27 protein-coding genes are annotated in these 24,944 nt (G+C 64.5%); 13 read left to right on the forward strand and 14 right to left on the reverse strand.

Annotated features, from left to right (window positions below):
* Positions 1–163: 163 nt before the first annotated feature.
* Positions 164–997, forward strand: a complete 834-nt coding sequence (locus CIT40_RS13255) for an AraC family transcriptional regulator (RefSeq protein WP_094896394.1) — start codon at positions 164–166, stop codon at positions 995–997.
* On the forward strand, positions 994–1,200 hold the full coding sequence (locus CIT40_RS13260; protein WP_094896395.1) for a hypothetical protein: 207 nt from the start codon (positions 994–996) through the stop codon (positions 1,198–1,200). Before CIT40_RS13255 ends, CIT40_RS13260 begins: the two co-directional genes overlap by 4 nt.
* A 70-nt stretch (positions 1,201–1,270) precedes the next feature.
* On the opposite strand, the gene CIT40_RS13265 is transcribed toward CIT40_RS13260, so the two are convergent.
* From CIT40_RS13265 to CIT40_RS13285, 5 genes are all read right to left on the reverse strand, one after another.
* Positions 1,271–1,828, reverse strand: a complete 558-nt coding sequence (locus CIT40_RS13265; RefSeq protein ID WP_094896396.1) for a TIGR02281 family clan AA aspartic protease — start codon at positions 1,826–1,828, stop codon at positions 1,271–1,273.
* A 28-nt stretch (positions 1,829–1,856) separates the two neighbouring features.
* A complete protein-coding gene (locus CIT40_RS13270; RefSeq protein ID WP_094896397.1) occupies positions 1,857–2,060 on the reverse strand; it encodes a DUF1289 domain-containing protein in 204 nt (67 codons plus the stop codon).
* 44 nt (positions 2,061–2,104) lie between these two features.
* On the reverse strand, positions 2,105–3,700 hold the full coding sequence (locus tag CIT40_RS13275) for a sensor histidine kinase (RefSeq protein WP_094896398.1): 1,596 nt from the start codon (positions 3,698–3,700) through the stop codon (positions 2,105–2,107).
* Positions 3,701–3,838: 138 nt separating this feature from the next.
* Positions 3,839–5,119 (reverse strand): sodium:proton antiporter NhaD, encoded by a 1,281-nt coding sequence (gene nhaD, locus CIT40_RS13280; protein WP_094896399.1) that lies wholly within the window; start codon positions 5,117–5,119, stop codon positions 3,839–3,841.
* Positions 5,120–5,232: 113 nt separating this feature from the next.
* The gene (locus CIT40_RS13285) at positions 5,233–6,105 is read right to left on the reverse strand and encodes an NAD(P)-dependent oxidoreductase (RefSeq protein WP_094896400.1); all 873 of its coding nucleotides are present in this window, start codon (positions 6,103–6,105) and stop codon (positions 5,233–5,235) included.
* A 197-nt stretch (positions 6,106–6,302) separates the two neighbouring features.
* Between CIT40_RS13285 and CIT40_RS13290 the strand changes: the two genes are divergently transcribed.
* The 7 genes from CIT40_RS13290 to CIT40_RS13320 all read left to right on the forward strand — a co-directional run bounded on the left by CIT40_RS13290 (position 6,303) and on the right by CIT40_RS13320 (position 13,466).
* Positions 6,303–6,740, forward strand: a complete 438-nt coding sequence (locus CIT40_RS13290; RefSeq protein WP_094896401.1) for a VOC family protein — start codon at positions 6,303–6,305, stop codon at positions 6,738–6,740.
* 54 nt (positions 6,741–6,794) lie between these two features.
* On the forward strand, positions 6,795–7,937 hold the full coding sequence (locus CIT40_RS13295) for an Mrp/NBP35 family ATP-binding protein (RefSeq protein WP_094896402.1): 1,143 nt from the start codon (positions 6,795–6,797) through the stop codon (positions 7,935–7,937).
* A gap of 214 nt (positions 7,938–8,151) precedes the next feature.
* Positions 8,152–9,243, forward strand: coding sequence for a TRAP transporter substrate-binding protein (locus CIT40_RS13300; protein ID WP_094896403.1), 1,092 nt, complete (start codon positions 8,152–8,154; stop codon positions 9,241–9,243).
* A 168-nt stretch (positions 9,244–9,411) separates the two neighbouring features.
* Positions 9,412–10,500 carry a TRAP transporter substrate-binding protein gene (locus tag CIT40_RS13305; RefSeq protein WP_094896404.1) on the forward strand — a complete coding sequence of 363 codons (1,089 nt, stop codon included), beginning with the start codon at positions 9,412–9,414 and terminating at the stop codon, positions 10,498–10,500.
* Positions 10,501–11,013: 513 nt separating this feature from the next.
* Complete coding sequence (locus CIT40_RS13310; protein ID WP_334265250.1) at positions 11,014–11,199, forward strand: hypothetical protein; 186 nt, start codon at positions 11,014–11,016, stop codon at positions 11,197–11,199.
* 178 nt (positions 11,200–11,377) lie between these two features.
* A complete protein-coding gene (locus CIT40_RS13315; protein WP_094896406.1) occupies positions 11,378–12,052 on the forward strand; it encodes a response regulator in 675 nt (224 codons plus the stop codon).
* A 1-nt stretch (position 12,053) separates the two neighbouring features.
* On the forward strand, positions 12,054–13,466 hold the full coding sequence (locus CIT40_RS13320) for a sensor histidine kinase (protein ID WP_162307478.1): 1,413 nt from the start codon (positions 12,054–12,056) through the stop codon (positions 13,464–13,466).
* 26 nt (positions 13,467–13,492) lie between these two features.
* Here CIT40_RS13320 and CIT40_RS13325 read toward each other — a convergent pair whose 3' ends face one another.
* From CIT40_RS13325 to CIT40_RS13345, 5 genes are all read right to left on the reverse strand, one after another.
* On the reverse strand, positions 13,493–15,148 hold the full coding sequence (locus CIT40_RS13325; RefSeq protein ID WP_094896407.1) for a TRAP transporter large permease: 1,656 nt from the start codon (positions 15,146–15,148) through the stop codon (positions 13,493–13,495).
* A gap of 27 nt (positions 15,149–15,175) precedes the next feature.
* The gene (locus CIT40_RS13330; RefSeq protein WP_094896408.1) at positions 15,176–15,757 is read right to left on the reverse strand and encodes a TRAP transporter small permease subunit; all 582 of its coding nucleotides are present in this window, start codon (positions 15,755–15,757) and stop codon (positions 15,176–15,178) included.
* Between the two features lie 172 nt (positions 15,758–15,929).
* On the reverse strand, positions 15,930–16,949 hold the full coding sequence (gene moaA / locus CIT40_RS13335; RefSeq protein ID WP_094896409.1) for a GTP 3',8-cyclase MoaA: 1,020 nt from the start codon (positions 16,947–16,949) through the stop codon (positions 15,930–15,932).
* A gap of 108 nt (positions 16,950–17,057) precedes the next feature.
* Positions 17,058–17,552: a hypothetical protein gene (locus CIT40_RS13340; RefSeq protein WP_162307479.1), complete on the reverse strand. Its 495-nt coding sequence runs from the start codon at positions 17,550–17,552 to the stop codon at positions 17,058–17,060.
* A gap of 155 nt (positions 17,553–17,707) precedes the next feature.
* Positions 17,708–18,382, reverse strand: a complete 675-nt coding sequence (locus CIT40_RS13345) for an HAD-IA family hydrolase (RefSeq protein WP_094896411.1) — start codon at positions 18,380–18,382, stop codon at positions 17,708–17,710.
* 168 nt (positions 18,383–18,550) lie between these two features.
* Between CIT40_RS13345 and rpiA the strand changes: the two genes are divergently transcribed.
* From rpiA to gor, 3 genes are read left to right on the forward strand one after another with little or no spacing between them, the layout of a single operon-like run.
* Positions 18,551–19,276, forward strand: coding sequence for a ribose-5-phosphate isomerase RpiA (rpiA, locus tag CIT40_RS13350; RefSeq protein ID WP_094896755.1), 726 nt, complete (start codon positions 18,551–18,553; stop codon positions 19,274–19,276).
* 2 nt (positions 19,277–19,278) lie between these two features.
* Complete coding sequence (locus CIT40_RS13355; RefSeq protein ID WP_094896412.1) at positions 19,279–19,821, forward strand: DUF2059 domain-containing protein; 543 nt, start codon at positions 19,279–19,281, stop codon at positions 19,819–19,821.
* A gap of 47 nt (positions 19,822–19,868) precedes the next feature.
* Complete coding sequence (gene gor, locus CIT40_RS13360; RefSeq protein WP_094896413.1) at positions 19,869–21,257, forward strand: glutathione-disulfide reductase; 1,389 nt, start codon at positions 19,869–19,871, stop codon at positions 21,255–21,257.
* Between the two features lie 12 nt (positions 21,258–21,269).
* Here the strand turns inward: gor and CIT40_RS13365 are convergent, their stop codons facing one another.
* Positions 21,270–21,521: a hypothetical protein gene (locus CIT40_RS13365; RefSeq protein WP_094896414.1), complete on the reverse strand. Its 252-nt coding sequence runs from the start codon at positions 21,519–21,521 to the stop codon at positions 21,270–21,272.
* A gap of 115 nt (positions 21,522–21,636) precedes the next feature.
* A complete protein-coding gene (locus CIT40_RS13370; RefSeq protein WP_094896415.1) occupies positions 21,637–22,776 on the reverse strand; it encodes a hypothetical protein in 1,140 nt (379 codons plus the stop codon).
* Between the two features lie 352 nt (positions 22,777–23,128).
* Between CIT40_RS13370 and CIT40_RS13375 the strand changes: the two genes are divergently transcribed.
* Positions 23,129–23,437: a hypothetical protein gene (locus CIT40_RS13375; protein WP_094896756.1), complete on the forward strand. Its 309-nt coding sequence runs from the start codon at positions 23,129–23,131 to the stop codon at positions 23,435–23,437.
* 13 nt (positions 23,438–23,450) lie between these two features.
* Here CIT40_RS13375 and CIT40_RS13380 read toward each other — a convergent pair whose 3' ends face one another.
* Complete coding sequence (locus CIT40_RS13380; RefSeq protein WP_094896416.1) at positions 23,451–23,636, reverse strand: hypothetical protein; 186 nt, start codon at positions 23,634–23,636, stop codon at positions 23,451–23,453.
* Between the two features lie 63 nt (positions 23,637–23,699).
* Positions 23,700–24,929 (reverse strand): carboxylate-amine ligase, encoded by a 1,230-nt coding sequence (locus CIT40_RS13385; protein WP_100298087.1) that lies wholly within the window; start codon positions 24,927–24,929, stop codon positions 23,700–23,702.
* Between the last annotated feature and the right edge of the window lie 15 nt (positions 24,930–24,944).

Genomic DNA, 24,944 nt, shown 5'->3' on the forward strand with positions numbered 1-24,944 from the left:
ATGCTGCCATCATACCTAGGTATGATGCGGTCAACCCGACAACCTATCGGCGCAACCGCGCGTAGAATGGATCGCGCGGGCCGGCGAATTACTCTGCTCCCATGACATTCGGACAGGTCAGTCAGGCCTGGCCGGATCGAAAACGGGACAAGGAGATTCGACGATGTCGCTGCAAGTGTCACGCTCACAGGCGGTTGGGAATCATGACGTTCGCGCGATCGATATCTCGGCGATCGATCGCGATCCGCCCGGGCTGTCGACTTTCCCTGACCGGTTCGGCGAAGACGGAGCGACGCTGTCTTTCGTCCATCTGGATGTCGCCCTGGCAGTCGAGACGCGGGCGGTCGACGTCGAGCCATCTGCCGCCCGCGGGTCTGGCCTCCGGCTGTCCGCAAAACTCCTTGCGGGGGCGTCCGCCGAGTCCGAACCGGCGCTTGCAACGGGAGAGTTCAACGACCCGATCATGCGGCGCCTGTCGGACGCACTCGCGGCGACCGAAGCCACGCACGATGCCCATTCCGCCATCATGGCCGATGCGTTGCGGCTCGCGATCCTCACCCGAACGTTCAGCCGGCAGACGCTTCGCGCACCGACCGTTCGCGAGGAGAATGCGGGCCGGGCCGTGCGGTCGCTGCAAAACTGGCGCCTCAAGCGCGTCCTGAAATATGTCGACGAGAACCTGACCGCCAAGATCACGCTTCAGGATCTGGCGGTCGTGGCCGGGCTGAGCAGGATGCACTTCGCCGCGCAGTTCCGCGCAGCCACCGGCGTTCGGCCTCACGAATACCTGCTGAGGCGGCGGATCGAACGCGCCCAGGAGCTGCTCAAGCAGGGCGAAGTCGCCCTGGTCGATATCGCCTTGACCGTAGGCTTCCAGACCCAGGCGCATTTCACCACGGTGTTCAAGCGGTTCGTCGGCGATACGCCGTATCAGTGGCGAAGCGCCTATCTGGCGCAATTCATGCCGCTGCCGCGTCCGGGAGCAGGCCCGTCATGAACAACATCGGCATTCAAGCCCTTCTGTCGCTCGAGAGCACTCATTTGATGCTGACGCATCTTGAACTGATGGAGATGATCGGGTTTGTCCGCGCCCTCGGCAATTCGTATCGCCTTGCGGCTTCAGGGCCCGGTTCAAGCGTGATCTATGGTCGATTCACCCTGGATTTCTTCAGGACCATCGTCGCACGCGTTGTGCGCTAGGCGCGCGTCCGCGGAAAGCACGATGAAAATCGGCAAGGTCCAGGGATAAAACGGGTGCTGGCCGAAGTCGCTAGTCGATCGCCGTGCGCGAGCGGCGATGGCTGCCCTGAAGCTCGGGATAGCCGGTCAGCATCAGCTTGTCGGCGCGCACGCCCCAGCTCTCCAGGCGGTCGAGGAAGCTCATGCCGAGCAGATTGGTCTTCATCTGCCCGCGCTGGACGACGAGGGCCGGCACCGATTTTTCGACGAGATGGCCGACGGAGAGCCGGTCGAGCGTGAGGCGGGCCGCCTTGGTGTGGCCGCCCGCGGTTTCGAGGTCGACGTCGTATTCGAGCATCTCGAGCGGCAGGCCGATGGCCTTCGCGGTCTCCCAGGTCAGCACCACCGAGGTCGCGCCGGTATCGATCACCATGGGCGCCGCGACACCGTTGATCTTGGCCTTGAGAGCAAATTCGCCGCCCTGGCCGCGTGGGATCTGCACGGCGGGGGCAGGCGTCGCCGCCGTCTGCGCACGAAAGATGTGCGAGACCTTGTGGCTGGCGCGGGCGATCTGGTCGGGGTCGCCATAGGCGACGACGGCGCCTGCCGTGCCGGCGAGCATGACGAGGACGAGCAGGAAGCGGATCATCGCGCGCCTCCGCAGGCGCGCAGGCCGGTCAGGTGGGTTTCGGCGATGCCGCGATCGGCGCCAGTCCAGCTTCCGTCATGCGTGCCGGCAACAGCGCCATGACGGCAAGCCGGTCCGCGCTTTCCATGGCGTGCCAGCGCGCGATCTCGGGCAAGGTCCGGCCGCAGCCGAAGCACAGCTTGGTCCCGGGATCGATCATGCAGACGGCGACGCACGGCGTTTCTTTGCTCATTCGGACATAGTGGGGGATTGTCGGGCATGTCTGCAAGCATCTGGTTAAGAGCCTGTGCCTGCGCTCATGATCGGCTTGTGGCGCGGCCGGCGCTTCTCCTCGGGCAGTACGGAACTCTCCGGCTGGAGCGGCGGGGAATCATCCGATAGCGGCGCCAGCGCGCTCATCACGCGCTCCGGCGGGAAGGTGACGATCACCTCGGTGCCGATGCGCAGTTTCGATTTCAGCGTGAACGTGCCGCCATGCAGGTCGATCAGATTCTTGGCGATCGGCAGGCCGAGGCCGGCACCCTGTTCGGCGGACTTGATCGAGTTGGAGCCCTGGCCGAACGAGGCGAGCACGACCGGGATCTCGTCCTCGGGGATTCCGGAACCGGAATCCCGCACCGAGAGATATTGTCCGCCCGAGGCGGTCCAGCCGGCCTTCAGCCAGATCTCGCCGCCTTGCGGGGTGAACTTGATCGAGTTGGAGAGCAGGTTGAGCACGACCTGGCGGATCGCGCGCTCGTCGGCCCACAGCCGCGGCATGGCCTGCTCGAACACTTCGTGGATGGTGATGCCGCGGCTGGAGGCGCGCAGCTTCATCAGATGATGGCAGTCGGCGACGATGCCGACCAGCGACACCGCTTCCTCGTTGAGCTCGTAGCGGCCGGCCTCGATCCGCGACAGGTCGAGGATCTCGTTGATGAGGTTGAGCAGGTGCACGCCGGAATTATGGATGTCCGCCGAGTACTCCTTGTAGACCGGCACCGCATGCGCGCCGAAGATCTCGCTCTTCATCACCTCGGAGAAGCCGAGGATGGCGTTCAGCGGCGTGCGGAGCTCGTGGCTCATCTGCGCGAGGAAGCGCGACTTGGCGACGTTGGCGGATTCGGCGCGGTGGCGCGCTTCGTCCGAGATCGCCTTGGCCTGCTCGAGCTCGCCGATCAGCGCGTCCTTCTCGGCGCGCGCTTCCAGCGTGGCGAAGGTCGAGGAGTGCAGGCGATGCGCCAGCAGCACGAAATAGCCTTCGGCCGCGAGCGCGAGCGCGGCCAGGATGTAATTGTCCAGCGAGCCGGTCATCACGAAGCTCAGCGCCATGGCGACTGCGACCGGCGCTGTGGCGGCAAGCGCCGCGATCGGCAGATTGGCGGCGAGCATGCTCGATACTGCGATCACCAGCAGCATCAGGAACATCATCAGCGTTTCCGTGACCATGTCGAGCACGGGATGGATCAGGATCGCCATCCAGCACAGGCCATAGAGCAGGTCGAGCACGACGAAACGCGTCTGCCATGCCCGCGTCGCCGCGGGCGAAGCGGGCTCGGTCAGGAAGCGCCGGCAACTGCGGATCATCGCGGTGTGGATGCAGAGCATGCCGGCGGTCCAGGCCGCGGCCGGGATCGGCTGCATCCACAGGCCGAACAGCACGCCGGTCGCGACCACCAGCAGCATCACGACATAGGAAGCCGACAGCCGCGTCTGGGCGTATTGGCGCAGCATCTCGGCGTCGAAGGCCGGCCGGGTTCCGCTGGTCGACGTTAACTTGTCGCGCGCCTCGCGCACCCGCTGCGCCGCAGCCCGTCGGCTGCTCGCCGATGGAGCGCTCACCGGCTCGGCCGGAAGCTGCACGACCTCAGGCTTTTCAGCGGGGTTACTCATCAAGCAACAACGATTCCTGCCCACGCCGGACGCGGGCCTTCTGCATTGTCTATCTCTGGCAAGAAATCCTTAAGAGGTGACTTAAGGAGCTAAAGAATTACGTTAACCCGGCGTTAATTTGGATGTCGCCTGCGCCGTTCAATGCAGCGCAGCGTGCTGGGCGATGTAGACCACCGCTCCCGCCAGATAGCCCGCCAGCGCGGGGCCTGCGATGCGGCGGGCGTACCAGAAGAACTCGATCTTCTCGAGTCCCATGGCGGCAACGCCCGCGGCCGAGCCGATGATCAGGATCGAGCCGCCGGTGCCGGCGCAATAGGCGATGAACTCCCAGATGAAGCTGTCGGGCGGATATTGCACCAGATTGTACATGCCCATCGTGGCCGCGACGAGCGGGACGTTGTCGATGATGGCGCTCAGGAGGCCGAGCAGCATGACGATGATGTCGAGACGCCCGACCGTGGCGTCGAGCCATTTCGCCGCCAGTTCCAGCACGCGAGCATGCTCCAGGCACGCGACGGCCATCAGGATGCCGACGAAGAACACGATGGAGCTCATGTCGATGCGCGTCAGCGCATGGACGAGGGTGAGGGGACGGCGCGCATCCTCGTCTTTATGGCGGTGAACGATCTCGCCGACCAGCCAGAGGATGCCCAGCCCGAAAAGAATACCCATGAAAGGCGCAAGGTGCGTCACGGCCTTGAAAACCGGAACCGCAACCAGGGTGCCGAGGCCGAGATAGAACATCAGATTGCGCTCGAACGCCTCGACCCTGAGGGCCTGCTCTCCCCCTTGCAGCGGAGGGACGATCTCTTTTCCCCTGAGCGAATAGCCGATGATGAGCAGCGGTATCAGAAGGTTGGCCAGCGACGGCAGGAACACCGACTTCATGATGCTGACGGGAGTGATCTGCCCTCCGATCCAGAGCATCGTCGTCGTGACGTCGCCGATCACGGTCCAGGCGCCGCCGGCATTGGCCGCGATGACGATGATGGAGGCGAACAGCAGGCGATCGCTCTTGTTGCCGATCAGCTTCTGGATCAGCGAGATCATCACGATGGTGGTCGTCAGATTGTCGAGGATCGCGCTCAGGAAGAAGGTGACGAAGCCGATGATCCACATCAGCGTGGTCTGCTTCGTGGTGCGGATGATCGAGGTGATGACTTCGAAGCCGTTGTGGGCGTCGATCACCTCGACGATCGTCATGGCGCCGATCAGGAAGAAGACGATCTGAGCGGTCGAGGCGACGGATTCGTCGAGCTGGTGGTTGACGAGCGAGGCATCTCCAACGGACACCGCGTAAATGGTCCAGAGCAGGCCGGCTCCCAGCAAAGCCGAAGCGCTTTTGTTGACGCCGAGCGGGTGTTCGAGCGCGATGGCAGCATACGCAACGATGAAAATGACGGCTATCACGCTCAGCAAGTCAATTCCCCCCGGAATTCGTTCTTCGACTCAATGCGAGCCTCGCCGCGGCGGGCGCCGCGTCGAGATCCGCGAGGGCCGCAGCTGCCCGGCTGCGGCCGTCAATGCGTTCATCAGCGATTGAGGCGCGCCAGCAGGCTCGAGGTATCCCAGCGCTTGCCGCCCATCTTCTCGACCTCGGAATAGAACTGATCGACCAGCGCGGTGACAGGCAGGTTGGCGCCGTTGCGGCGCGCTTCGGCCAGCGCGATCGAGAGATCCTTGCGCATCCATTCGACCGCGAAGCCGAAATCGTACTTGTCCTCGTTCATGGTCTTGTAGCGGTTCTCCATCTGCCAGGACTGCGCGGCGCCCTTGGAGATGGTTTCGATCACGGCCGCGACGTCGAGGCCGCTCTTCTTGGCGAAGTGGATGCCCTCGGAGAGACCCTGCACGAGGCCTGCGATGCAGATCTGGTTGACCATCTTGGTCAGCTGGCCGCTTCCGGCGGGCCCGAGCAGTTTGCACATCCGCGCATAGGCGCCCGTGATAACAGGTTCGGCGCCGGCATAGGCGTCTTGCGCGCCGCCGCACATCACCGTCAGCACGCCGTTCTCGGCGCCGGCCTGGCCGCCGGAGACCGGCGCGTCGATGAACTTGAAGCCGGCCTTGATCGCGGCCGCATCCAGCTCACGGGCGACTTCGGCGGAGGCGGTGGTGTGATCGACGAAGGTCGCACCCTTCTTCATGCCGGCGAAGGCGCCGTCGGGGCCGATCGTGACCGCGCGCAGATCGTTGTCGTTGCCGACGCAGCACATCACGAAATCCTGGCCTTCGGCGGCGGCCTTCGGGGTCGGAGCGGTCTTGCCGCCGAACTTGTCCGCCCATTCCTTCGCCTTGGCCGCGGTGCGGTTGTAGACGGTGACCTCATGGCCCCCTTTTTTCACGAGGTGTCCGGCCATGGGGAAGCCCATGACGCCGAGACCGAGGAAAGCGACTTTAGCCATGTGTGGTACCTTGTCCGTAGCTTGAGTTTTACGGTTGCAGCCGGGCGAGGGCGCCAGGGCGGCGTCCTCGAAGTTCCGCCGCGAGGGCGGATCGGAGGCGCACCATAAACCGTTAGGGGCGGAGGGCAACGGCTTCGTTTGGTGGCCCCCTGTGCTAGGATGCCGGACCCAAGGACTTCAAAAAAGGGAGCGAAAGCATGGGCGGCGTGAGCGTTGGCGTCCTCGATCATTTCAACATCCGGACCCGGAATCTGGCCGAGACGGTCCGCTTCTACGAGGACGTGCTGGGCCTCGAAAAAGGCGCCCGGCCGAATTTCGCCTTCCCCGGCGCCTGGATGTACAGCGAGGGCAAGGCGGTGGTGCACCTCGTTGATATTTCCGCGACCGCCGAGCCGCAAAAGCCGGATTCCGGCGTGGTCCATCATGTCGCCTTCGTCAGCACCGGCTTCGACGGCATGAAGCAGCGGCTGGCATCCAGGGACATGAAGTTCGAGTCCCGCCAGGTGCCCGGCGGCGAGCTCTGGCAGATCTTCGTCAACGACCCCAACGGGGTCATGATCGAGCTGAATTACGAGGCCGCCAGGGAGCAGGGGGCAGCGCCGACCGAGAAGGCTGACGATATCGGCAGGCAGTAGCCTTTTGGGCGTTTCCGCTCTAATGGGGCATCCTGAACTTTGAGGAGATGCGCTTTGAGCGTGACGCAGCAACAGGTTCTCGACAGCCTCGCCCGGATCAAATCCCCCCGCGGGGTCGCGCTCCCCAATGCCAATGTGCTGAGCGCGATCAACGCGTCCGATGGCAAGGTGTTCTTCTCGATCAATGTCGATGCCGCCGAGGCGAGGGCCTGGGAGTCCATCCGGGCCGAAGCGGAGGCCGCCGTGCGCGCCATTCCCGGCGTCACCACCGTGATGGTGGCGCTGACCGCCGAACGCAAGCCGGGCTCCGCGCCGCCGCCACCCCCGCAACCCAGCCGCGGCACGCCCGGCGTGCAGCCGGTCCATGCCCACAAGCCGCCGCCACAGGGCGGCGCCCAATCGCCGATGGCGCGGCAGTCGGAAATCCCGGGCGTTGCCGCCGTGATCGCGGTCGCCTCCGGCAAGGGCGGCGTCGGCAAGTCGACCACCGCACTGAACCTGGCTCTGGGCCTTCGCGACCTCGGCCTCAAGGTCGGGCTGCTTGATGCCGACATCTACGGCCCCTCGGTGCCACGGCTGACTGGCCTGCACGCCAAGCCGGAGCTGAACGACGAGCGAAAGATGATTCCGCTCCGGCGCTTCGGCCTCGCCATCATGTCCATCGGCTTCCTGGTCGAGGAAGAGACCGCGATGATCTGGCGCGGTCCCATGGTGATGTCGGCGGTGACGCAGATGCTGCGCGACGTCGAATGGGGCAAGCTCGACGTGCTGGTCGTCGACATGCCGCCGGGTACCGGCGATGCCCAGCTCACGCTGGCGCAGAACGTGCCGCTGAAGGGCGCGGTGATCGTCTCGACCCCGCAGGACCTGTCCCTGATCGACGCGCGGCGGGGGCTTGCCATGTTCAAGAAGGTCAACGTGCCCGTGCTCGGCATCGTCGAGAACATGAGCTACTTCCAGTGCCCGCATTGCGGTACGCGATCGGACATTTTCGGCCATGGCGGGGCCCGGCACGAGGCCGAGAAGCTCGAGGTCCCCTTCCTCGGCGAGATCCCGCTGCACATGGCGATTCGCGCCAGCTCGGATGCCGGCAATCCCGTCGTCGACAGCGAGCCGGACGGTCCCCATGCGGCGATCTACCGCGCCATTGCAGGGCAGGTCCGCGACCAGCTGAAGGGCGTCATCGCGGCAGCCTGAGCCCGCCCGGGGCCGCTCCCCTCGTCCTTTTGGGGGCATGCGACTTTCGTAGAGCCCCGTCATGCCATTGTCGCGTTCCGCAGGCGGGGCTTCCGTGGTAAAGGCCCACGGCAGTCAAGCCCCTTCGGTTCGACGCGGCCTAACGCGTCGCCGGAATGAGCGGCGGCAAGAAGAGAAGTTAAGGGGAAACGCCCCAACAAGGAGAGACCTGAAGATGAAGCGTCGTGATTTTCTGAAAGTGTCGGCAGCAGGCGCGGCGGCGACCGCCGCGGTGGCCTCGCCGGCGATCGCGCAGTCCTCGCCCGAGGTGAAGTGGCGCTTGACGTCGAGCTTCCCGAAGTCGCTCGATACCATCTATGGCGGTGCGGAGCAGGTGGCGAAGTACGTCGCCGAGATGACCGACAACAAATTCCAGATCCAGGTGTTCGCCGGCGGCGAGATCGTTCCGGCCCTGCAGGCGCTCGATGCGACCTCCAACGGCACCGTCGAGATGTGCCACACCGTGTCGTACTACTATGTCGGCAAGGATCCGACCTTCGCGATCTACGCCTCTGTGCCGTTCGGCCTCAATGCGCGCCAGCAGAACTCCTGGTGGTACCAGGGCGGCGGCATGGAGCTCGGCAACGAGTTCTTCAAGAAGTCGAACGTGATCGGCTTCCCCTGCGGCAACACCGGCACCCAGATGGGCGGCTGGTTCCGCAAGGAGATCAAGACGGTTGCGGACCTCTCCGGCCTGAAGATGCGCATCGGCGGCATTGCCGGCCAGGTGCTCCAGAAGGTCGGCGTGGTGCCGCAGCAGCTCGCCGGCGGCGACATCTATCCGGCGCTGGAGAAGGGCACCATCGACGCCGCCGAGTGGGTCGGCCCCTACGATGACGAGAAGCTCGGCTTCGCCAAGGTCGCCAAGTACTACTACTATCCGGGCTTCTGGGAGGGCGGTCCGACCGTCCACGCCTTCGCCAACCTGGAGAAGTGGAATTCGCTGCCGAAGAGCTACCAGGCGATCCTCACCAACGCGATGGCCAATGCCAACAGCTGGATGGCCGCACGCTACGACATGCAGAACCCGGCGGCCTTGAAGCGCCTGGTCGCCGGCGGCACCCAGCTTCGTCCGTTCACCAACGAAGTGCTGGAAGCCTGCCTCAAGGCGACCAACGAGTTGTGGGGCGAGATCTCGGCCAAGAACCCCGACTTCAAGAAGTCGATCGACGCCATGCAGGCTTACCGTTCCGACGAATATCTGTGGTGGCAGGTTGCCGAATACACCTACGACAGCTTCATGATCCGCTCGCGCACGCGCGGCTGATCGTCTAGGCCTAAAGTCGCAAGACCGGAAAGCCCGGCCTCCAGTGGAGGCCGGGCTTTTTCTTTGCCGCAGTGCGATCGGGATGGCATTCGGTCCCGGCTTGCGTCATGCTGACCGCAAGCCTCGGAAAGAAGGCTCACAATCACTGATACATCAGGGCAGGAAATCATGAAGAGAAGAGACTTCATCAAGGTCACAGGACTTGGTGCGGCCGGCGCGGCCACGCTTGCGGCCCCCGCGATCGCGCAGTCGATGCCGGAAATCAAATGGCGCATGCCGACGAGCTGGCCGAAATCGCTCGACACGCTGTTCGGCGGCGCAGAGATGATGTGCAAGATGGTCGCCGAGGCGACCGACAACAAATTCCAGATCCAGATCTTCGCAGCCGGCGAGATCGTCCCGGGCCTGCAGGTGCTCGACGCCGTGCAGAACGGCACCTGCGAAATCGGCCACACCGCCTCCTATTATTATTTCGGCAAGGATCCGACCTTCACCTTCGGCTCGGCCGTGCCGTTCGGTCCGAACATGCGCATCAACCAGGCCTGGTACATGCAGGGCGGCGGCCGCGACGTGCTCAACGAGTTCTACAAGAGCTATAACGTCGTCTCGCTGCTCGCGGGCAACACCGGCTGCCAGATGGGCGGCTGGTTCAGGAAAGAGGTCAACACGGCCGAGGATCTCAAGGGGATGAAATTCCGCGTCGGCGGCTTTGCCGGTCGCGTGCTCCAGAAGCTCGGCGTGGTGCCGCAGCAGCTCGCCGGCGGTGACATCTACCCGGCGCTGGAGAAGGGCACCATCGACGCCGCCGAATGGGTCGGCCCCTACGACGACGAGAAGCTCGGCTTCTACAAGATCGCGCCGCACTACTACTATCCCGGCTGGTGGGAGGGCGGACCGATGCTGCTGGCCTTCGTCAACCTCGACAAGTGGAACGCGCTGCCGAAATATTACCAAAGCGTGCTGGAGCAGGCCGGGCACTACGCCAACAATTACATGATGGCGCGCTACGACGCCGCCAATCCGCTGGCGCTGAAGAAGCTGCTGGCGGGTGGCACCAAGCTGCACGCCTTCTCGCCGTCGATCATGGATGCCTGCTACAAGGCCGCCAAGGAGCTGCATGCCGAAGTCGGCGCGACCAACGCCAATTTCAAGAAGGTGCACGACTCCCTCGCCAAGTTCACGAGCGACGGCTATGCTTGGTTCCAGGTCGCCGAGGTCGGCTACGACATCTTCATGGCGCGGCGCTCGCAGAGCTGAGCGCATCACCGGTTGGATGCAGCGCCCCGGAGCGAAAGCTCCGGGGCGTTTTTTTATGCAATCAAGGGAGCGCCCAACTCAAAATTCGAAAAACAACCCCATGCACAGTAGCCAACGGCTTGATAAATCATAAGAAAAAATTGGCCGCACAGGCGGCCTTCGTGGAGGTGCAGCCGGCGTCGGGAGGCGGAGCACTTTGACATGTCGGGCAAAGCACCGGCGGGATGCGGAAATTGACCAATCCGAAGTATCTCGTTGGCAATCCGGGCGCTGCGCATCTTGGAGCTGTGGATGCGCTGCTGCCGATCTGCTGCGGCTCGGGAGTCTTTTGAACCGCATTTCGGTTGCAGGCGTCAAACGCCGAAAGCCCCAGGTGTCGCCTTGTCTCCCAGTCCGGCCGATCTCTTTCACGTCCCCACGCTGATCTGTGCGTGGGGCCTTGCGCTTGGAATTTCGGGCGGCCCGTTGCTGCTGAAATTCCTTAACTATAGGCCGGTGACCAGGGGCGCTGTCTTGCAGGCCGTATCGAGCTTTGTCGTGACGGGGGGCTATGTGACGATTGGCACCGCCGCGATCGGCGCTCACGAGCGCGGTCTGATTTCATGGCCCGCGAGCATTGTCGTGATGGCGTGCCTGCTCGCCGTCGCCGCCGGCAGCTCGTTCTTGATCGAGCGGTGGTATCCCGACGAACGGGCCTAGCGGATCGCATGGTGAGGATGACCCCAACTCGGCGGGTGCCGATGCTTACAAGGGGCTGACACCGCGCGAGAGGCCCGCGCGAGCTGCCTTTTTGCTGGCTGAAACCTGGCGAATGGTAGAAGAGAGCGGAGTGCGGCGCGGGCCGTACGGTGACACTTGAGTTTTCGGCGGATTTGCGATGCGCCTTCTGATCGTCGAGGACAATGCCGAGCTGTCGCGGCTCGTCGCGGGCGGGCTGGCGGCGGCGGGCTACCAGAGCGACATCGTCGGCAGCGCGGCCGAGGCGCGCGAGGCGGTGAGCAGCGTCAGCTATGCTGCGATGATCCTCGACCTCGGGCTGCCCGACGGCGACGGCCTGTCGGTGCTGCGCGAGCTGCGCCTCAAGATGGAGCCGCTCCCCGTGCTGGTGCTGACCGCACGCGGCGGCCTGCAGGACCGCGTCAGCGGCCTGCGCAGCGGCGCGGACGACTATCTCGCCAAGCCCTTCGCGATGGAGGAGCTGATCGCGCGGCTGGAGGCGATCCTGCGCCGGCCCGGCCAGCTGCTCGGCCGCTCGCTCAATCTCGCCAACCTCGTCTACGACACCGAGAGCCGCCAGATCTTCGTCGACGACCAGCCGCGGATCATCTCCGCGCGCGAGACGTCGGTGCTGGAGATCCTGCTGCGCCGGCAGGGCCGGGTGGTGCCGAAGAAGAACGTCGAGGACCACATCTTCGGACTGGACGGCGAGGTCGCCTCCAACGCGGTCGAGGTCTATGTCTCGCGGCTGCGCAAGCAGCTCGCCGAGCACGGCGCCAAGGTCGTGATCCATACCATCCGCGGCGTCGGCTATCTCATGGACGTGGAGAAATAGCGTGGCCCAGATCGGGTCCCATACCGGGTCCTTCGGCAGGTCGCCGACGTTCAAATCCCTGATCTGGCGCATCGTGTTCCTGCACATCCTGGCCGTCGCGGTGGTCGCGATCTTCCTGCCGCTGGTGCTGTTCTGGCTGCTCAATTCCGAGATCGACCAGCTGCATCGCGATGCCATGCGCGCCCAGGCCGAGGTGCTGGCGGAGCGCATCGTTGTCCAGCCGGGCGGCGTGCTGACCTTCAATCTGCCCGACAGTCTCAAGGGCCTCTACTCGGAAGCCTATGGCCGCTATCAGTACGACATTCGCGATGCCGACGGCCGGCTGCTGTTCTCCTCGCATCGGCGTACCGCTGCCGCCGCGCCGCGCGCGTCGGAGAGCATTTCCGGCGCCGCCGTCACCCGCGAGATCGACGGCAAGAGGGTGCGCATCCAGGTCGCGGAAGACCTCGCGCACCGTGACGTCATCATCGACGACATCGTCTCGAACTTCTTCCGCCGCGTGGGATGGATCACCATCCCGATCCTGCTGATCCTGCTCGCCACCGACATCATCATCTTTCGCCGTGCGATCGCGCCGCTGTGGAAGGCGTCCGAGGAGGCCAGCAACATCGGTCCGGCGCGCACCGACATCCGCCTGCCGACCGAGCAGATCCCGCGCGAGATCCTGCCGCTCGTCACCGCCGTCAACCGGGCGCTCGACCGCCTCGAAGGCGGTTTTCGGGTGCAGCGGCAGTTCACGGCGGATGCCGCGCATCAATTGCGCACGCCGCTCGCGATCCTGCGCACGCGGATCGAGACGCTCGGCGATCATGCGGTGCGGCAGGCGCTGCATGCCGACATCGAAACCATGAGCCGTCTCGTCGCCCAACTGCTGGAGATCGCCGAACTCGACACTTTGGTGCTCGATCCCGGCGAGATCGCGGATTTGCGCGCGGTCTGCGCCGAGGTGGTCGCCTCGATCGCCCCGTTCGCGATCGCGCAGCACAAGGACATCGCGCTGCGGGGCACCGACGCGCCGGTCAGCATCCACGGCAATGCGGAGATGCTCCAGCGCGCGATCTTCAACCTTGCCGAAAACGCCATCAAGTTCACGGCAAAGGACACCACCGTCGACGTCGAGGTGGGCGAGGACGGTTCGGTGCGCGTGCGCGATTGCGGCCCGGGCATCGTGGAGGCCGAGCGCGAGCTGATCTTCCAGCGCTTCTGGCGCGCCGACCGCCGCCGCAGCGACGGCGCGGGACTCGGGCTGTCGATCGTGCGCGCCGTGACCGACGATCACGCGGCCACCGTCGCGGTGGAGAACTTACCCGGCGGCGGCGCGGAGTTCACGTTGCGGTTTCGGCTGGCGGAGCAGGGCACTTTACCCTCTCCCCTTGCGGGCCCTCTCGCGGGAGCGGGCGTCTCGCCGCGGTAGCGGCGAGACGGGTGAAGGGCGCTCTCTTACTTCGACGGCGGTCCGAGATCCAGCGGCGGCAGCTCGATCTGCGGCACTTCGATCTTGATCGTGTTGGGATCGATGGTCGACTGGACGCCCTTGTAGTGCATCACCATCGACGGGAACGTGATCACCAATCCGACCATGATCATCTGGATGACGACGAACGGCACCGCACCCCAATAGATCTGGCCCGTGGTGACGGGGTCCATCCGCTTTCCGGTGACGCGATCGGTGTAGCGGTCCTTCGGTGCGACCGAGCGCAGATAGAAGAGCGCGAAGCCGAACGGCGGATGCATGAACGAGGTCTGCATGTTGACGCCGAGGATGACGCCGAACCAGATCAGGTCGATGCCGAGATGCTCGGCGGCGGGTCCGAGCAGCGGGATCACGATGAAGGCCAGTTCGAAGAAGTCGAGGAAGAAGGCCAGCACGAACACGAAGACGTTGACGAAGATCAGGAAGCCGACCTGGCCGCCGGGCAGCGAGGTGAGCAGGTGCTCGACCCAGACGTGCCCGTTGACGCCATAGAAGGTGAGCGAGAACACGCGGGCGCCGACCAGGATGAACACGACGAAAGCCGACAGCTTGGCGGTCGATTCCGTTGCTTGCCGGATCAGGTCCCAGCTCAGACGCCGCTTCGCGGCGCCGAGGATGAGGGCGCCGGCGGCGCCCATCGCGCCGCCTTCGGTCGGGGTCGCGATGCCGATGAAGATCGTGCCGAGCACCAGGAAGATCAGGAACAGCGGCGGCACCATCACGAAGGTGGTCTGCTGCGCCATCTTCGAGAGGAAGCGGAAGCCGGTGAGCTTGTCGATTACCCAGTTCAGCACGGCGACGACGAACGCGAAGATGATGCCGTAGAACATGCTGAGCACGACATAGTCGGCGCCATGGGTCTCCGAATTGCGCATCATGAACCAGCCGAACACGCAGCTCGCCAGGAACAGCACGCCGAGGGAACGCAGGCCGCGATCGCCGCTGTCTTCGCGGAAGCCGATGGCTTCCTTCGGCAGGCCCGGCGTGGCCTTCGGGAAGATCATGCTGACGAGGAAGGCGTAGCCGGCATAGAGCCCCGCGAGCACGAGGCCGGGAATGAAGGCGCCCTCGTACATGTCGCCGACGGACTTGCCGAGCTGGTCGGCCATCACGATCAGGACGAGCGAGGGCGGAATGATCTGCGCGAGCGTGCCGGACGCGGCGATGACACCGGCCGCCACGCGGCGGTCATAGCCGTAGCGCAGCATGATCGGCAGCGAGATCAGGCCCATCGAGATCACGGACGCCGCGACCACGCCCGTCGTGGCGGCAAGCAGCGCACCGACGAAGATCACGGCATAGGCAAGACCGCCGCGGATGGTGCCGAACAGCTGGCCGATGGTGTCGAGCAGGTCCTCGGCCATGCCCGACCGCTCCAGCACCAGTCCCATGAAGGTGAAGAAGGGAATGGCGAGCAGCGTGTCGTTGTTCATCACGCCGTAGACGCGCTCGGGAAGCGCCTGGAGGAAGTCGGGGTGGAATTGGCCGAGCTCGACGCCGATGACGGCGTAGAACAGGCCGACTGCGCCGAGCGAGAATGCCGCGGGATAGCCGAGCAGCAGCACGACGACCAGCGACGCGAACATGATGGGCGCCATATTGGCGACAATGAAAGCGGTCATGATTTCCCCCTAAACCGTCGCCAACGGCTACTTCTTCTCGATCGCTTCGACGAGATGCTCGACTTCCGCCTCGAGCGCCGAGACCTGGGATTCATGCGGGTCCGGAATCATTCCGCGCATCACCGCAATCCGCTTGATCAGCTCGGAGATGCCCTGAACGAGCAGGAACGCGAACCCGATCATGATCAGGGCCTTGGCGGGCCATTGCGGCAGGCCGCCGGCATTGCCGGATTGCTCGTTGATGTGGAACGAGCGCTGGAAGAACGGCACGCCGGTGATGATCATGACGATGCACAGCGGGATCAGGAAGAACAAATGACCGACCACGTCGATCACGTTACGCACCGTCTTCGGCAGCGCGTTGTTCACGATGTCGATGCGGATGTGCTCGTTGTCGAGCAGCGTCCAGGGCGAGCAGAGCAGGAACACGATGCTGAACAGCACCCATTGCAGCTCGAGCCACGAATTGGAGGACGTGTCGAAGGTCTTGCGGATGATCGCATTGACCGCGGAGATGATGACGGCGGCCACGATCAGCCACGCCAGGCGTTTGCCCGTCCAGCGTGTGAACGCGTCGATTCCTTGGCTCAGCTTAAGGAGCGCTTGCAACGATAGGTCCTCCCCCGATTGTGTGCCCCGGCCGTCTTGACTGCGCCGAACTGGGCGCGTGGCTTGTCTCGCCGCGCAGGCATGAGGCCGCCGCACCAAACCAGCGAGTTTGTCGCCAGTCAATCGGAAGTTTGTTGATAGTTAAGGGGAATAAGGCCGCACGGCGACGGTGTCACCCGCCGGTGACGCTCATATGCCGGGAGACGCTGGGACGGTCGTGGCGGCGGTCGATGATGAAATCGTGGCCCTTGGGCTTCAGCCCGATGGCGCGGTCGATCGCATCCGCAAGCAGCATGTCGTCATCGGATGCACGCAGAGGTTTGCGCAAATCGGAGGCATCCTCGTGGCCGAGGCAGGTGTGCAGCGTTCCCGTGCAGGTGACGCGAACCCGGTTGCAGGATTCACAGAAATTATGCGTCATCGGCGTGATGAAGCCGAGCTTGCCGCCGGTCTCGGCGACGCTGACATAACGCGCCGGGCCGCCGGTGCTTTCGGCCAGATCCGTCAGCGTGAATTGCTGGGCGAGGCGCGCGCGCACCAGCGACAGCGGCAGATACTGGTCGATCCGTCCCGATCCGATCTCGCCCATCGGCATGACCTCGATCAGCGTCAGGTCCATGCCTTTTCCGTGGGCCCAGCGCATCAGGTCGGGAAGCTCGTCCTCGTTGAGGTTCTTCAGCGCGACAGCGTTGATCTTCACGGCAAGACCTGCGGCGCGCGCGGCCTCGATGCCTTCCAGCACCTTGTCGATCTCGCCCCAGCGGGTGATCTCGCGAAATTTCTGGGGATCGAGCGTGTCGAGCGATACGTTGATGCGGCGGACGCCGCAATCAGCGAGCTCGCTTGCGTGTTTCGCAAGCTGGGTCCCGTTGGTGGTCAGCGTCAGTTCGTTCAGGGCGCCGCTCGACAGGTGCCGCGACAGCGAGCGCACCAGGGACATCACGTTGCGCCGGACCAGCGGCTCGCCGCCGGTCAGCCGCAGCTTCTTGACGCCCTTGGCGATGAAAGCCGAGCAGAGCCGGTCGAGCTCCTCCAGCGTCAACAGGTTCGCCTTGGGCAGGAACGTCATGTCTTCCGACATGCAGTAGAAGCAGCGCAGGTCGCAGCGATCGGTGACGGAGACGCGCAGATAGCTGATGGTCCGCCCGAACGGATCGGTCATCGGGGTCGACAGCGCGGTGGATCCGTTCATGGAGAGGCCTTGTCACTTACGGCGACGGGCGCACCTTTTGCTTCAGTGGTGCTCGGGAAGCAATCTAAGCATCGGACGCGACGAGGACAATCGGGTGGTATACTTAGATCAGCGTTTGCCGGCGTTCGGATCGGGGAACGGCGAGCCCGCGGCCGGTGCGGCTTCGACGGGTGCCGCGGCCGGCGCGGCGGCAGCCGGTTTGGGCTTCCTCGGCCGGTGCGGCTTGCGAACCGGTTTCGGCGGGGTGGCCGGCTGAAGTTCCGCAAACACCGGATTCGGATCTGATGTCGCCGAGGCGGGTGTGGTGAAAGTCCCGGGATTTCTGATCACGTTCACCGGGACGCTCGCCGGCTGGTACTTGGGCAGCACAAAAGCGACCGTAAAGGGAGCCTCGGGGGCGGGAACCGAGACGGAGCAGGGGGTCTTGCAGCCCGGACCGAGTGATGTCGTGGCGTCGGCACCCGGAGGATTGGATTCGAGCCGGACCTGCACGGTCGGCGGGGCCGATTTGAACATGTCCCAGGACATCGAGGAGCAGCCCCCAAGACTTGCCGCTCCCACAAGACTCGCTCCGGCTAACGCAACCGCAATGACACGACGCATGACCCATCCACTTCGACTGCGACGAACCGCCACATGACCCCGCGCGGACCTTAGAAGCGTCGTCTGGGGCAGGCAACCGGCGGGCTGCGCATAGTTAATGAATGGTTAATGCAGGGTTGGCTGAATACCAATTATATATCAATGGCTTGTCCGCGCTACCCGGTCATCAGGCTGCTGGCTGCAGCCGGCAGGTCACGCATGTGATGGATCAGCCGGTCCGGCTTCAGCTCGGCGATCGGCACGTCGGTATAGCCAAAACTGACTCCGATCACCGGCACCCCGGCCCGGCGGGCCACCCCGACATCGGTTCCGGCATCGCCGACCATGATGCTGGATTTGACCGCTCCGCCGGCGCGCGCCACCGTTTCACGAAAAATGGTCGGATCGGGCTTCTGGACGCCAAAGGTGTCCGCGCCGCAGATTGCCGCGAAGCGGCGACTGAGGTCGAGCTTATCCAGGAGCCGCTTCGACAGCCATTCCAGCTTGTTGGTGCAGACGGCGAGGCGATGGCCTTGCGCCGAAAAATGGTCCAGCGCGGCCTCGAGCCCCTCGAAGGGGCGGGATTCGACCGCGATATGGTCCGCGTAATAGGCGATGAAATCCGCCGTCATCCGGTCCATGTCGGCGGGGGTGACGCTGCGGCCCTCGGCCTCCAGCCCCCGTTCGATCAGCTTGCGGGCGCCGGCGCCGATCATGTTGCGGGCCGAGGCCATCGGCACGGGCGGCAGCCCCTCGCGGTCGAGCACATGGTTCAGCGCGGTGATCAGGTCGGGCGCCGTATCCACAAGCGTGCCGTCGAGATCGAAGACGATGGTGTGAGGGGAGGCCATGGTCCAAGCGCTACCGGCCCGGTCAGGCCAGCGCAAGGGGCGGCGCCATAAGATCAACTTATAGGCTGGTTCGCCAGACCCTGTTCTCCGGCGGGAAACGAGGCTACATAGGCCGCCGAAAGCGGCCACGATCGGCGGCACGTTCGGGACTCAGAGGTGGGCGCAGACGTGGATATGGACCAGTTGAAGCGACAGGCGGCTGCGCGCGCGCTCGAGGAGGTGCGGGACGGCATGCAGCTCGGGCTCGGCACCGGTTCGACCGCCAAGCATTTCGTCGAGTTGCTCGGCGAGCGCGTCGCCGCCGGGCTCAAGGTGATCGGCGTGCCGACCTCCGAGGCGACCCGCCTCGATGCCGTCAGGTGCGGTGTGCCGCTGACCACGTTGGATGAGATCGACCATCTCGATATCACCATCGACGGCGCCGACGAGATCGACCCCGAGCTCAACCTGATCAAGGGCGGCGGCGGTGCGCTGCTGCGCGAGAAGATCGTGGCTGCGGCCTCGGATCGCATGATCGTGATCGCCGATGACACCAAATGGGTGCCGACGCTGGGCCAATTTCCGCTCCCGATCGAGGTCATCCCGTTCGGGCTCGGCGCAACGCGCCGGGCGATCGAGAAGGCATTTGCCGAATGCGGCGTTTCCGGGCAAATGGCGGTCCGCAAGGCCAAGGGCGGGGACAGGGACGGCCACGTTTTCGTCACCGACGGCGGCCACTGGATCCTCGATGCAAAGCTCGGACGGATCGAGGATCCTGCTCGTCTCGCCAAGGCGTTGAGCGTGATCCCCGGCGTGGTCGAGCACGGGTTATTCATCGGCTTGGCCAACTCGGCTGTACTGGCGGGGGCTGAGGGAATTCGCGTGATTGAACGGCGTAAGCCGAAAGGAGACTAGGAATGAAGAGCGTCTTGAAGTTTTTGCCGGCTGCGACCCTCGCGGTGGGACTGGCCCTCTCGGTCGTCCCGGCCGCCGCGCAGCAGGCCGCGCCCAAGGCAGCTGCCGCACCCGCGCAGCCGAAAGCCTCGCCCGCGGCGGTTGCGGCGGCCAAGGAGATTCTGCAGATCAAGAACGCCAACGCGATGTACGCGGGCGCCGTGCCTGGTCTCGTCCAGAAGACCAAGATCGCGCTGATCCAGCAGAACCTGAACTACCAGAAGGACCTCAACGAGGTCGCCCCGATCGTCGAACAGCAGCTCAATGGCCGCCAGAACGAGATCGGCGATGGCATGGCACAGATCTATGCCAGCGAGTTCACCGAGCAGGAGCTGAAGGATCTCGTTGCCTTCTACAAGTCGCCGCTGGGCAAGAAGCTGATCGACGCCGAGCCGCGCGCCATCGGGCTCAGCATGGCCTTCATGAACTCCTGGGCCCAGAACTTCTCCGAGACCGTGATGGGGGCCTTCCGCGCCGAGATGCGCAAGCGTGGCAAGGAGATCTGACAGACACTATCTGATCAGTAATTCCTGATTGGGGGTCGGAGTGGACAATGGCTGAATTCGACGTCGACCTCTTCGTCATCGGTGGTGGTTCGGGCGGCGTGCGTGCCGCCCGTATTGCGGCCGGTTACGGCGCCCGCGTGATGATCGCGGAAGAGTACCGCATGGGCGGGACCTGCGTGATCCGCGGCTGCGTGCCGAAGAAGCTGTTCGTGATCGGCTCGCATTTCCGCCACGAGCTCGAGGATGCTGCCGGCTTCGGCTGGACCGTGCCGCCCGCCAGCTTCGACTGGGCTACGCTGATCGCCAACAAGGACAAGGAGATCGCGCGGCTCGAGGCGGCCTACACCGCCAATGTCGAGAAGTCGGGCGCGCAGATCGTCAAGAGCCGCGCGGTGATCGAGGACAAGCACACCGTCCGCCTGCTCGAAAACGACCGCAAGATTACCGCAAGATACATCCTGATCGCCACCGGCGGCGCGCCCAACCATGGCGCCGCGATCCCCGGCATCGAGCACGTGATCTCCTCCAACGAGGCGTTCCATCTGAAGAAGCTGCCGAAGCGGATCGTGATCCAGGGCGGCGGCTACATCGCACTGGAATTCGCCGGCATCTTCGCCGGCTTCGGCTCCGACGTCACCGTGATCTACCGCGGCGACAACATCCTTCGTGGCTTCGACGAGGATGTTCGCACCCATGTTCGTGCCGAGATGGAGAAGCAGGGCATCACCATTCTCACCGGCTGCACGGTGAGCAAGGTCGACCGCCACGGCGATGAATTCACCACGCATCTGTCAAACGGATCGAGCCTCGCCTCGGACCAGGTGATGTTCGCGATCGGCCGACATCCGGCGGTGGCCAATCTCGGGCTGGAGAACGCCGGCGTCGCCATCAATCCTGCGAATGGCGGCATCGCGGTCGACCATTTCTCGAAGAGCTCGGTCGACAGCATCTATGCGATCGGCGACGTCACCCATCGCTTCAATCTGACGCCGGTCGCGATCCGCGAGGGCCATGCCTTCGCCGACACCGTGTTCGGCAAGCGTATCGTGCAGGTCGATCACGCCAACATCCCGACCGCGGTATTCTCGCAGCCGGAGGTGGGCACGGTCGGCCTGACGGAAACCGAGGCGCGCGCGCAGTTCAGTCACGTCGACATCTACAAGACCTCGTTCCGCCCGATCAAAGCGACGATGTCGGGCCGCGACACCCGCGTGCTGATGAAGCTGGTGGTCGACGGCGCGACCGATCGCGTGCTCGGCTGCCACATCGTCGGCGAGGCCGCCGCCGAGATCACGCAGGCCGTTGCGATCGCGGTGAAGATGAAGGCGACCAAGGCCGATTTCGACGCGACCATCGCGCTGCATCCGACCGCGGCCGAAGAGCTGGTGACGATGCGCACCCCGACCGCGCGCCACGTGCGGCAGGCGGCGGAGTAGGGGCGCTTCTTCCTAGCGAGCGACGGCTTCGTCCTTCGGCGCGAGCGGCACGCCCTTGTGCATCGAGACGAAGGTCCGGCCCATGGTGACATTCTTCTGCGCGCGGATCTGCGAATTGTCGTAGGTCCAGCATTCCCCGGAATCGTCGAGGAAGACGACCCACAGCAGATTGAACTCCGCTCCGTAGTCGATCAGGACATGGGCGTAGCCGTCGCCCTTGGGCGTCACGACGGGAATGGGCGGCTTCAGCTGCAAAATGGACAAAGTAATCTCCGGGTGCGGGCTGGACCAACGTCAGGCCGCAAACTCGGTTCCTAAGGCCGACCGGGCGCCGCAGCTTGCGGAGGCCGCAACAGATGCCGCCGGGACGTCCGGCAAACTAGGCGTAGAGATAGCCGACCGGCTTGCCCTCGGTTCGCAGCGGACGAATGTCCTTCTGCGTGATGATCTGGCCGGCGAGGCCGTCGATCTCGTCGCGCTGGGTCGGCGTCCAGCTGCGCAGATCGTTCATGCCCTTGAGGAGACCGAGCCGGAGCACCTGGGTGTTCTCTCCGACCGCAACGAGGCTGACCGAGCTCTTGCCTGCGGTCACGACGTCGCCGGCCGCGAGCTCGAAGGTCTCGCCCGTCTTGTTCTTGAATTCCGCCGTGCCGCGAATGACGCGATAGATCACGACCTCGCCCTTGGCGAACGAGGCGGCGTCCGCTGACGACGAAGTGCTCTTCGGCAGAAGCGACCCGCCGCGCGGGTCGGTTGCGATGATATGGCCGGCGACGAGCTGGCCGCTCGGTGCTTCGATGCCGATGTCGCGCACGTAGACCGGCAGCGCCGATTTGATCGAGTTGTCCGCGAGCGGCTTGAACAGGGCATCCAACGCCAGCGGATCCTGAAGCCAGAAGCCGGCATTGGCCGGGCGATCGTGCAGCGGATGGCTCCAGGCCACGCGCGGCGTCTCGGCCTCGTCGATCTGGTCGGGACCGACGATGGTGGGATTCGGAAAGGTGGTGGGATCGGTGATGAAGGCTTCGAGGAATTTGCCCGAATAGCCCATCGAGACCGGATCCGGCACCACCGTCTGCGGCGTCTTCAAGTTCTCTTCGGTCGACAGGCCCGACCAGGTGTAGAACAGCTGGCGGTGCACGATCGCGCTTTGCAGCATCACGGCGCCCGGGCCGACATTGTAGAAGCGCCCGTCATAGTCGAAGGTGAACGCGCCCGAGGTCACCAGCACCAGCTGGAAGCCGCCGGGGGGAAGATGCAGGTGGAAATCGGTGGGACCGGTGTCGGGGCGGTAGATCGGCAGGTTGGTCGCGACTTCGTGGAGCAGGAAGGTTTCGTTGTTGGCGTGGAAGCCCTCGTTGGCGCGATTGTAGAGTGCTTGCGGGCGATAGGTCGCCTCGAATGTCGCATTCCGGTCGCGGTCGATCGCGACGAAGTCTTGCGTGTTGAGGCGGAGCGGCGCGCCGTTCGGATGGGTGAGGCCAGTCGTCCTGAGATCGCCCGCAGCATGCACGTTCATGACGTTCTCCGCTCTGCGCCGTTGCTTCGCTCGCACCTTCTTTGCGAATTTTGGGCCAGTTGGTTTGCGAAGCAGCAAGCGGGTCCGGCGCCGCGATGCGGATGTGCCGGTTCAGGAAAAATCCGGTGGTTGCACGGGAGGTTAGATCGACAGCTCGTTCCGATCGCCGGACGCAGTCGGGAGCACATGCTTCCCGGTGCCTTGACGGGACCTGTCTAATTTGTCGGCAAGCCTCGCCAGTGCGCGTGCAGCGATGCCGTCCGGGTAAGTAATAACGCCGCGATCCGCTACGGCGGCGATTGACAGATTGTTCATGTTTTGTTCTTATGCTGCGACCGAGATGGAGGCAGCCATGGACAACCGCATCAATGAAATTCGCAGAACCATCCGAGCGCTCCGCGTCAGCATGCGCGAAGCCGAAGCCATCATGCATGAGCAGATAAACCGAGGCGAGGACTGCAGCTTCGTGGCGCAGGAAGTCATCAAGATGCGCTCGGTGATGAGCCTGCTGGTGAAGGAGCGGACTGCGCTCGGCGATCACGAGCCGATCGTCGTGAACAGTTTCTTCATCCCGCGGCGCCGGCCGACGCGAAAGCCGGTCGCGGCTCGTGCGCCGACGGTCGAGTCCGTATTCCGTCCGCGTCTGGTGGCGCGGGCCTGACGCGGAGGGCGGCTCAATCGAAAGCGTGAGGCGCGGCCCGATCCGGCTTGCCGGCCGGGCTGTCGGCCCACTTTGCCATCTCCATGGTCTGGGCATCGACGCCGTCGCACCAGAAGCAGCTCGGCCGCGCGCGGCCGTTCTCGGACAGGATCGGGACCAGGCTGTGGCCGCAACCGGCGCACGAGGCGATGTCAGTCATTCATTCCCCCACGGAATATCAAATTCGGAAATGACGTTCTCGTCCGCAAAGCTTGCGCGGGCGCTATGACGGCGCCGGCGCGCTGCGCCCGATCGGCGCGCTCGTCCCCGAAATCGTCGATGTCGCGATCCATCGTGACACGGCTGCGATGTCGTCGCCGTTGTCGTGATAGGCGCGCAGCTGGAATTCGGCCGAGCTGCCGCGCTCCACGATGGTGCGGCAATGCTCGATCTCGGCGGTGCAGCCCAGCGCGTCGGCGTCCTCGGCGGTGTCGTCGATGATTCGGGAGAGCATCTCGGCGATCGTGACCGGTCCGTCCTTGGAGGCAAAGATGCAATCGGTGCCGTAGCGCTGGGCGCGCCACTTGTTCTCCACCGCAATCGCGCGTTCGACCGCGGTGACTTCCTTCGACAGATGAGGCCGCAGGTAGAGGTGGCGCGTCAGGCAGCGATAGAGCGAGGCGATGGCGACGGCGTCGTCGACCAGAGTGCAGGTGTCGGGCGCCCGAAGCTCGAGGGTCGGGTGCCGCATCGAGGGGCGCATCGCCCACCAGATGTGGCTTTCGTCGGGAATGACGCCGGAGCGCTGGAGGGCGCCGACATAGTCATCATAGTCCCGCCGGCTCTCGAACAATTCGGGCATGCCGGTGCGCGGCAGCTCGGAATAGGCGGCGAGACGGTAGCCCTTCAGTCCGGTCTTGTGCGAATTCCAGAACGGGGAGGACGCCGACAGCGCGATGAACAGCGGCAGATGCGGCAGCATCGCCCGCATCACCGCCATGCGCTTCTCGGGATCTGGCAGCTGGACGTGCACATGCATGCCGCACATCATGTTGCGATGGCCGATGCTGCGCAGATCCTCGATCATCTCCTCGTAGCGCGGCTTCGGGCTCGGCTGCGACATGCGCCAGACCGCGGTCGGGTGCGTGCCGCAGGCCATGATCACGAAACCATATTGTGCGGCGACGTTGGCGACTTCGCGCCGCAGGAAGCGAAGCTCTTCGCGGGCGTCGTTGACGTCGACATGGACGTTGGTGGCGACCTCGAGCTGGGATTGCAGCATCTCGCGCATGGCCTGGCCGCCGGTCGACCAGTTCGCCGACTCGAACAGCTCGTTGGGCGTGTGGATGGCGACTTCGAAACTGCGGCGGTCGGCCAGGAAATACTCCTCCTCGATGCCGAAGGAATATTCAGCCGCTTTGGCCCCGCCGCCGGCGGAGCGAATCACGAGATGCTGCTTGTCATCCGATGAATCGAGACGCAGCAGTTTCAAAACGTCCGAAGCAAAGGTCATGTCCCACCCGGCAAA

The sequence above is a fragment of the Bradyrhizobium amphicarpaeae genome, from assembly GCF_002266435.3.
Lineage (GTDB): Bacteria > Pseudomonadota > Alphaproteobacteria > Rhizobiales > Xanthobacteraceae > Bradyrhizobium > Bradyrhizobium amphicarpaeae.

What these genes read in the sequence shown, in the direction of transcription:
- CIT40_RS13380 (WP_094896416.1), bottom strand. Translation starts at nt 23,636, where the DNA reads ATGACTGACATCGCCTCGTGCGCCGGTTGCGGCCACAGCCTGGTCCCG.
- CIT40_RS13355 (WP_094896412.1), top strand. Translation starts at nt 19,279, where the DNA reads ATGAAGAGCGTCTTGAAGTTTTTGCCGGCTGCGACCCTCGCGGTGGGA.
- CIT40_RS13275 (WP_094896398.1), bottom strand. Translation starts at nt 3,700, where the DNA reads ATGAGTAACCCCGCTGAAAAGCCTGAGGTCGTGCAGCTTCCGGCCGAG.
- CIT40_RS13285 (WP_094896400.1), bottom strand. Translation starts at nt 6,105, where the DNA reads ATGGCTAAAGTCGCTTTCCTCGGTCTCGGCGTCATGGGCTTCCCCATG.
- CIT40_RS13325 (WP_094896407.1), bottom strand. Translation starts at nt 15,148, where the DNA reads ATGACCGCTTTCATTGTCGCCAATATGGCGCCCATCATGTTCGCGTCG.
- CIT40_RS13340 (WP_162307479.1), bottom strand. Translation starts at nt 17,552, where the DNA reads ATGCGTCGTGTCATTGCGGTTGCGTTAGCCGGAGCGAGTCTTGTGGGA.
- gor (WP_094896413.1), top strand. Translation starts at nt 19,869, where the DNA reads ATGGCTGAATTCGACGTCGACCTCTTCGTCATCGGTGGTGGTTCGGGC.
- CIT40_RS13260 (WP_094896395.1), top strand. Translation starts at nt 994, where the DNA reads ATGAACAACATCGGCATTCAAGCCCTTCTGTCGCTCGAGAGCACTCAT.
- CIT40_RS13290 (WP_094896401.1), top strand. Translation starts at nt 6,303, where the DNA reads ATGGGCGGCGTGAGCGTTGGCGTCCTCGATCATTTCAACATCCGGACC.
- CIT40_RS13300 (WP_094896403.1), top strand. Translation starts at nt 8,152, where the DNA reads ATGAAGCGTCGTGATTTTCTGAAAGTGTCGGCAGCAGGCGCGGCGGCG.
- CIT40_RS13370 (WP_094896415.1), bottom strand. Translation starts at nt 22,776, where the DNA reads ATGAACGTGCATGCTGCGGGCGATCTCAGGACGACTGGCCTCACCCAT.
- CIT40_RS13305 (WP_094896404.1), top strand. Translation starts at nt 9,412, where the DNA reads ATGAAGAGAAGAGACTTCATCAAGGTCACAGGACTTGGTGCGGCCGGC.
- CIT40_RS13265 (WP_094896396.1), bottom strand. Translation starts at nt 1,828, where the DNA reads ATGATCCGCTTCCTGCTCGTCCTCGTCATGCTCGCCGGCACGGCAGGC.
- CIT40_RS13375 (WP_094896756.1), top strand. Translation starts at nt 23,129, where the DNA reads ATGGACAACCGCATCAATGAAATTCGCAGAACCATCCGAGCGCTCCGC.
- CIT40_RS13385 (WP_100298087.1), bottom strand. Translation starts at nt 24,929, where the DNA reads ATGACCTTTGCTTCGGACGTTTTGAAACTGCTGCGTCTCGATTCATCG.
- CIT40_RS13345 (WP_094896411.1), bottom strand. Translation starts at nt 18,382, where the DNA reads ATGGCCTCCCCTCACACCATCGTCTTCGATCTCGACGGCACGCTTGTG.
- CIT40_RS13270 (WP_094896397.1), bottom strand. Translation starts at nt 2,060, where the DNA reads ATGAGCAAAGAAACGCCGTGCGTCGCCGTCTGCATGATCGATCCCGGG.
- moaA (WP_094896409.1), bottom strand. Translation starts at nt 16,949, where the DNA reads ATGAACGGATCCACCGCGCTGTCGACCCCGATGACCGATCCGTTCGGG.
- CIT40_RS13255 (WP_094896394.1), top strand. Translation starts at nt 164, where the DNA reads ATGTCGCTGCAAGTGTCACGCTCACAGGCGGTTGGGAATCATGACGTT.
- CIT40_RS13315 (WP_094896406.1), top strand. Translation starts at nt 11,378, where the DNA reads ATGCGCCTTCTGATCGTCGAGGACAATGCCGAGCTGTCGCGGCTCGTC.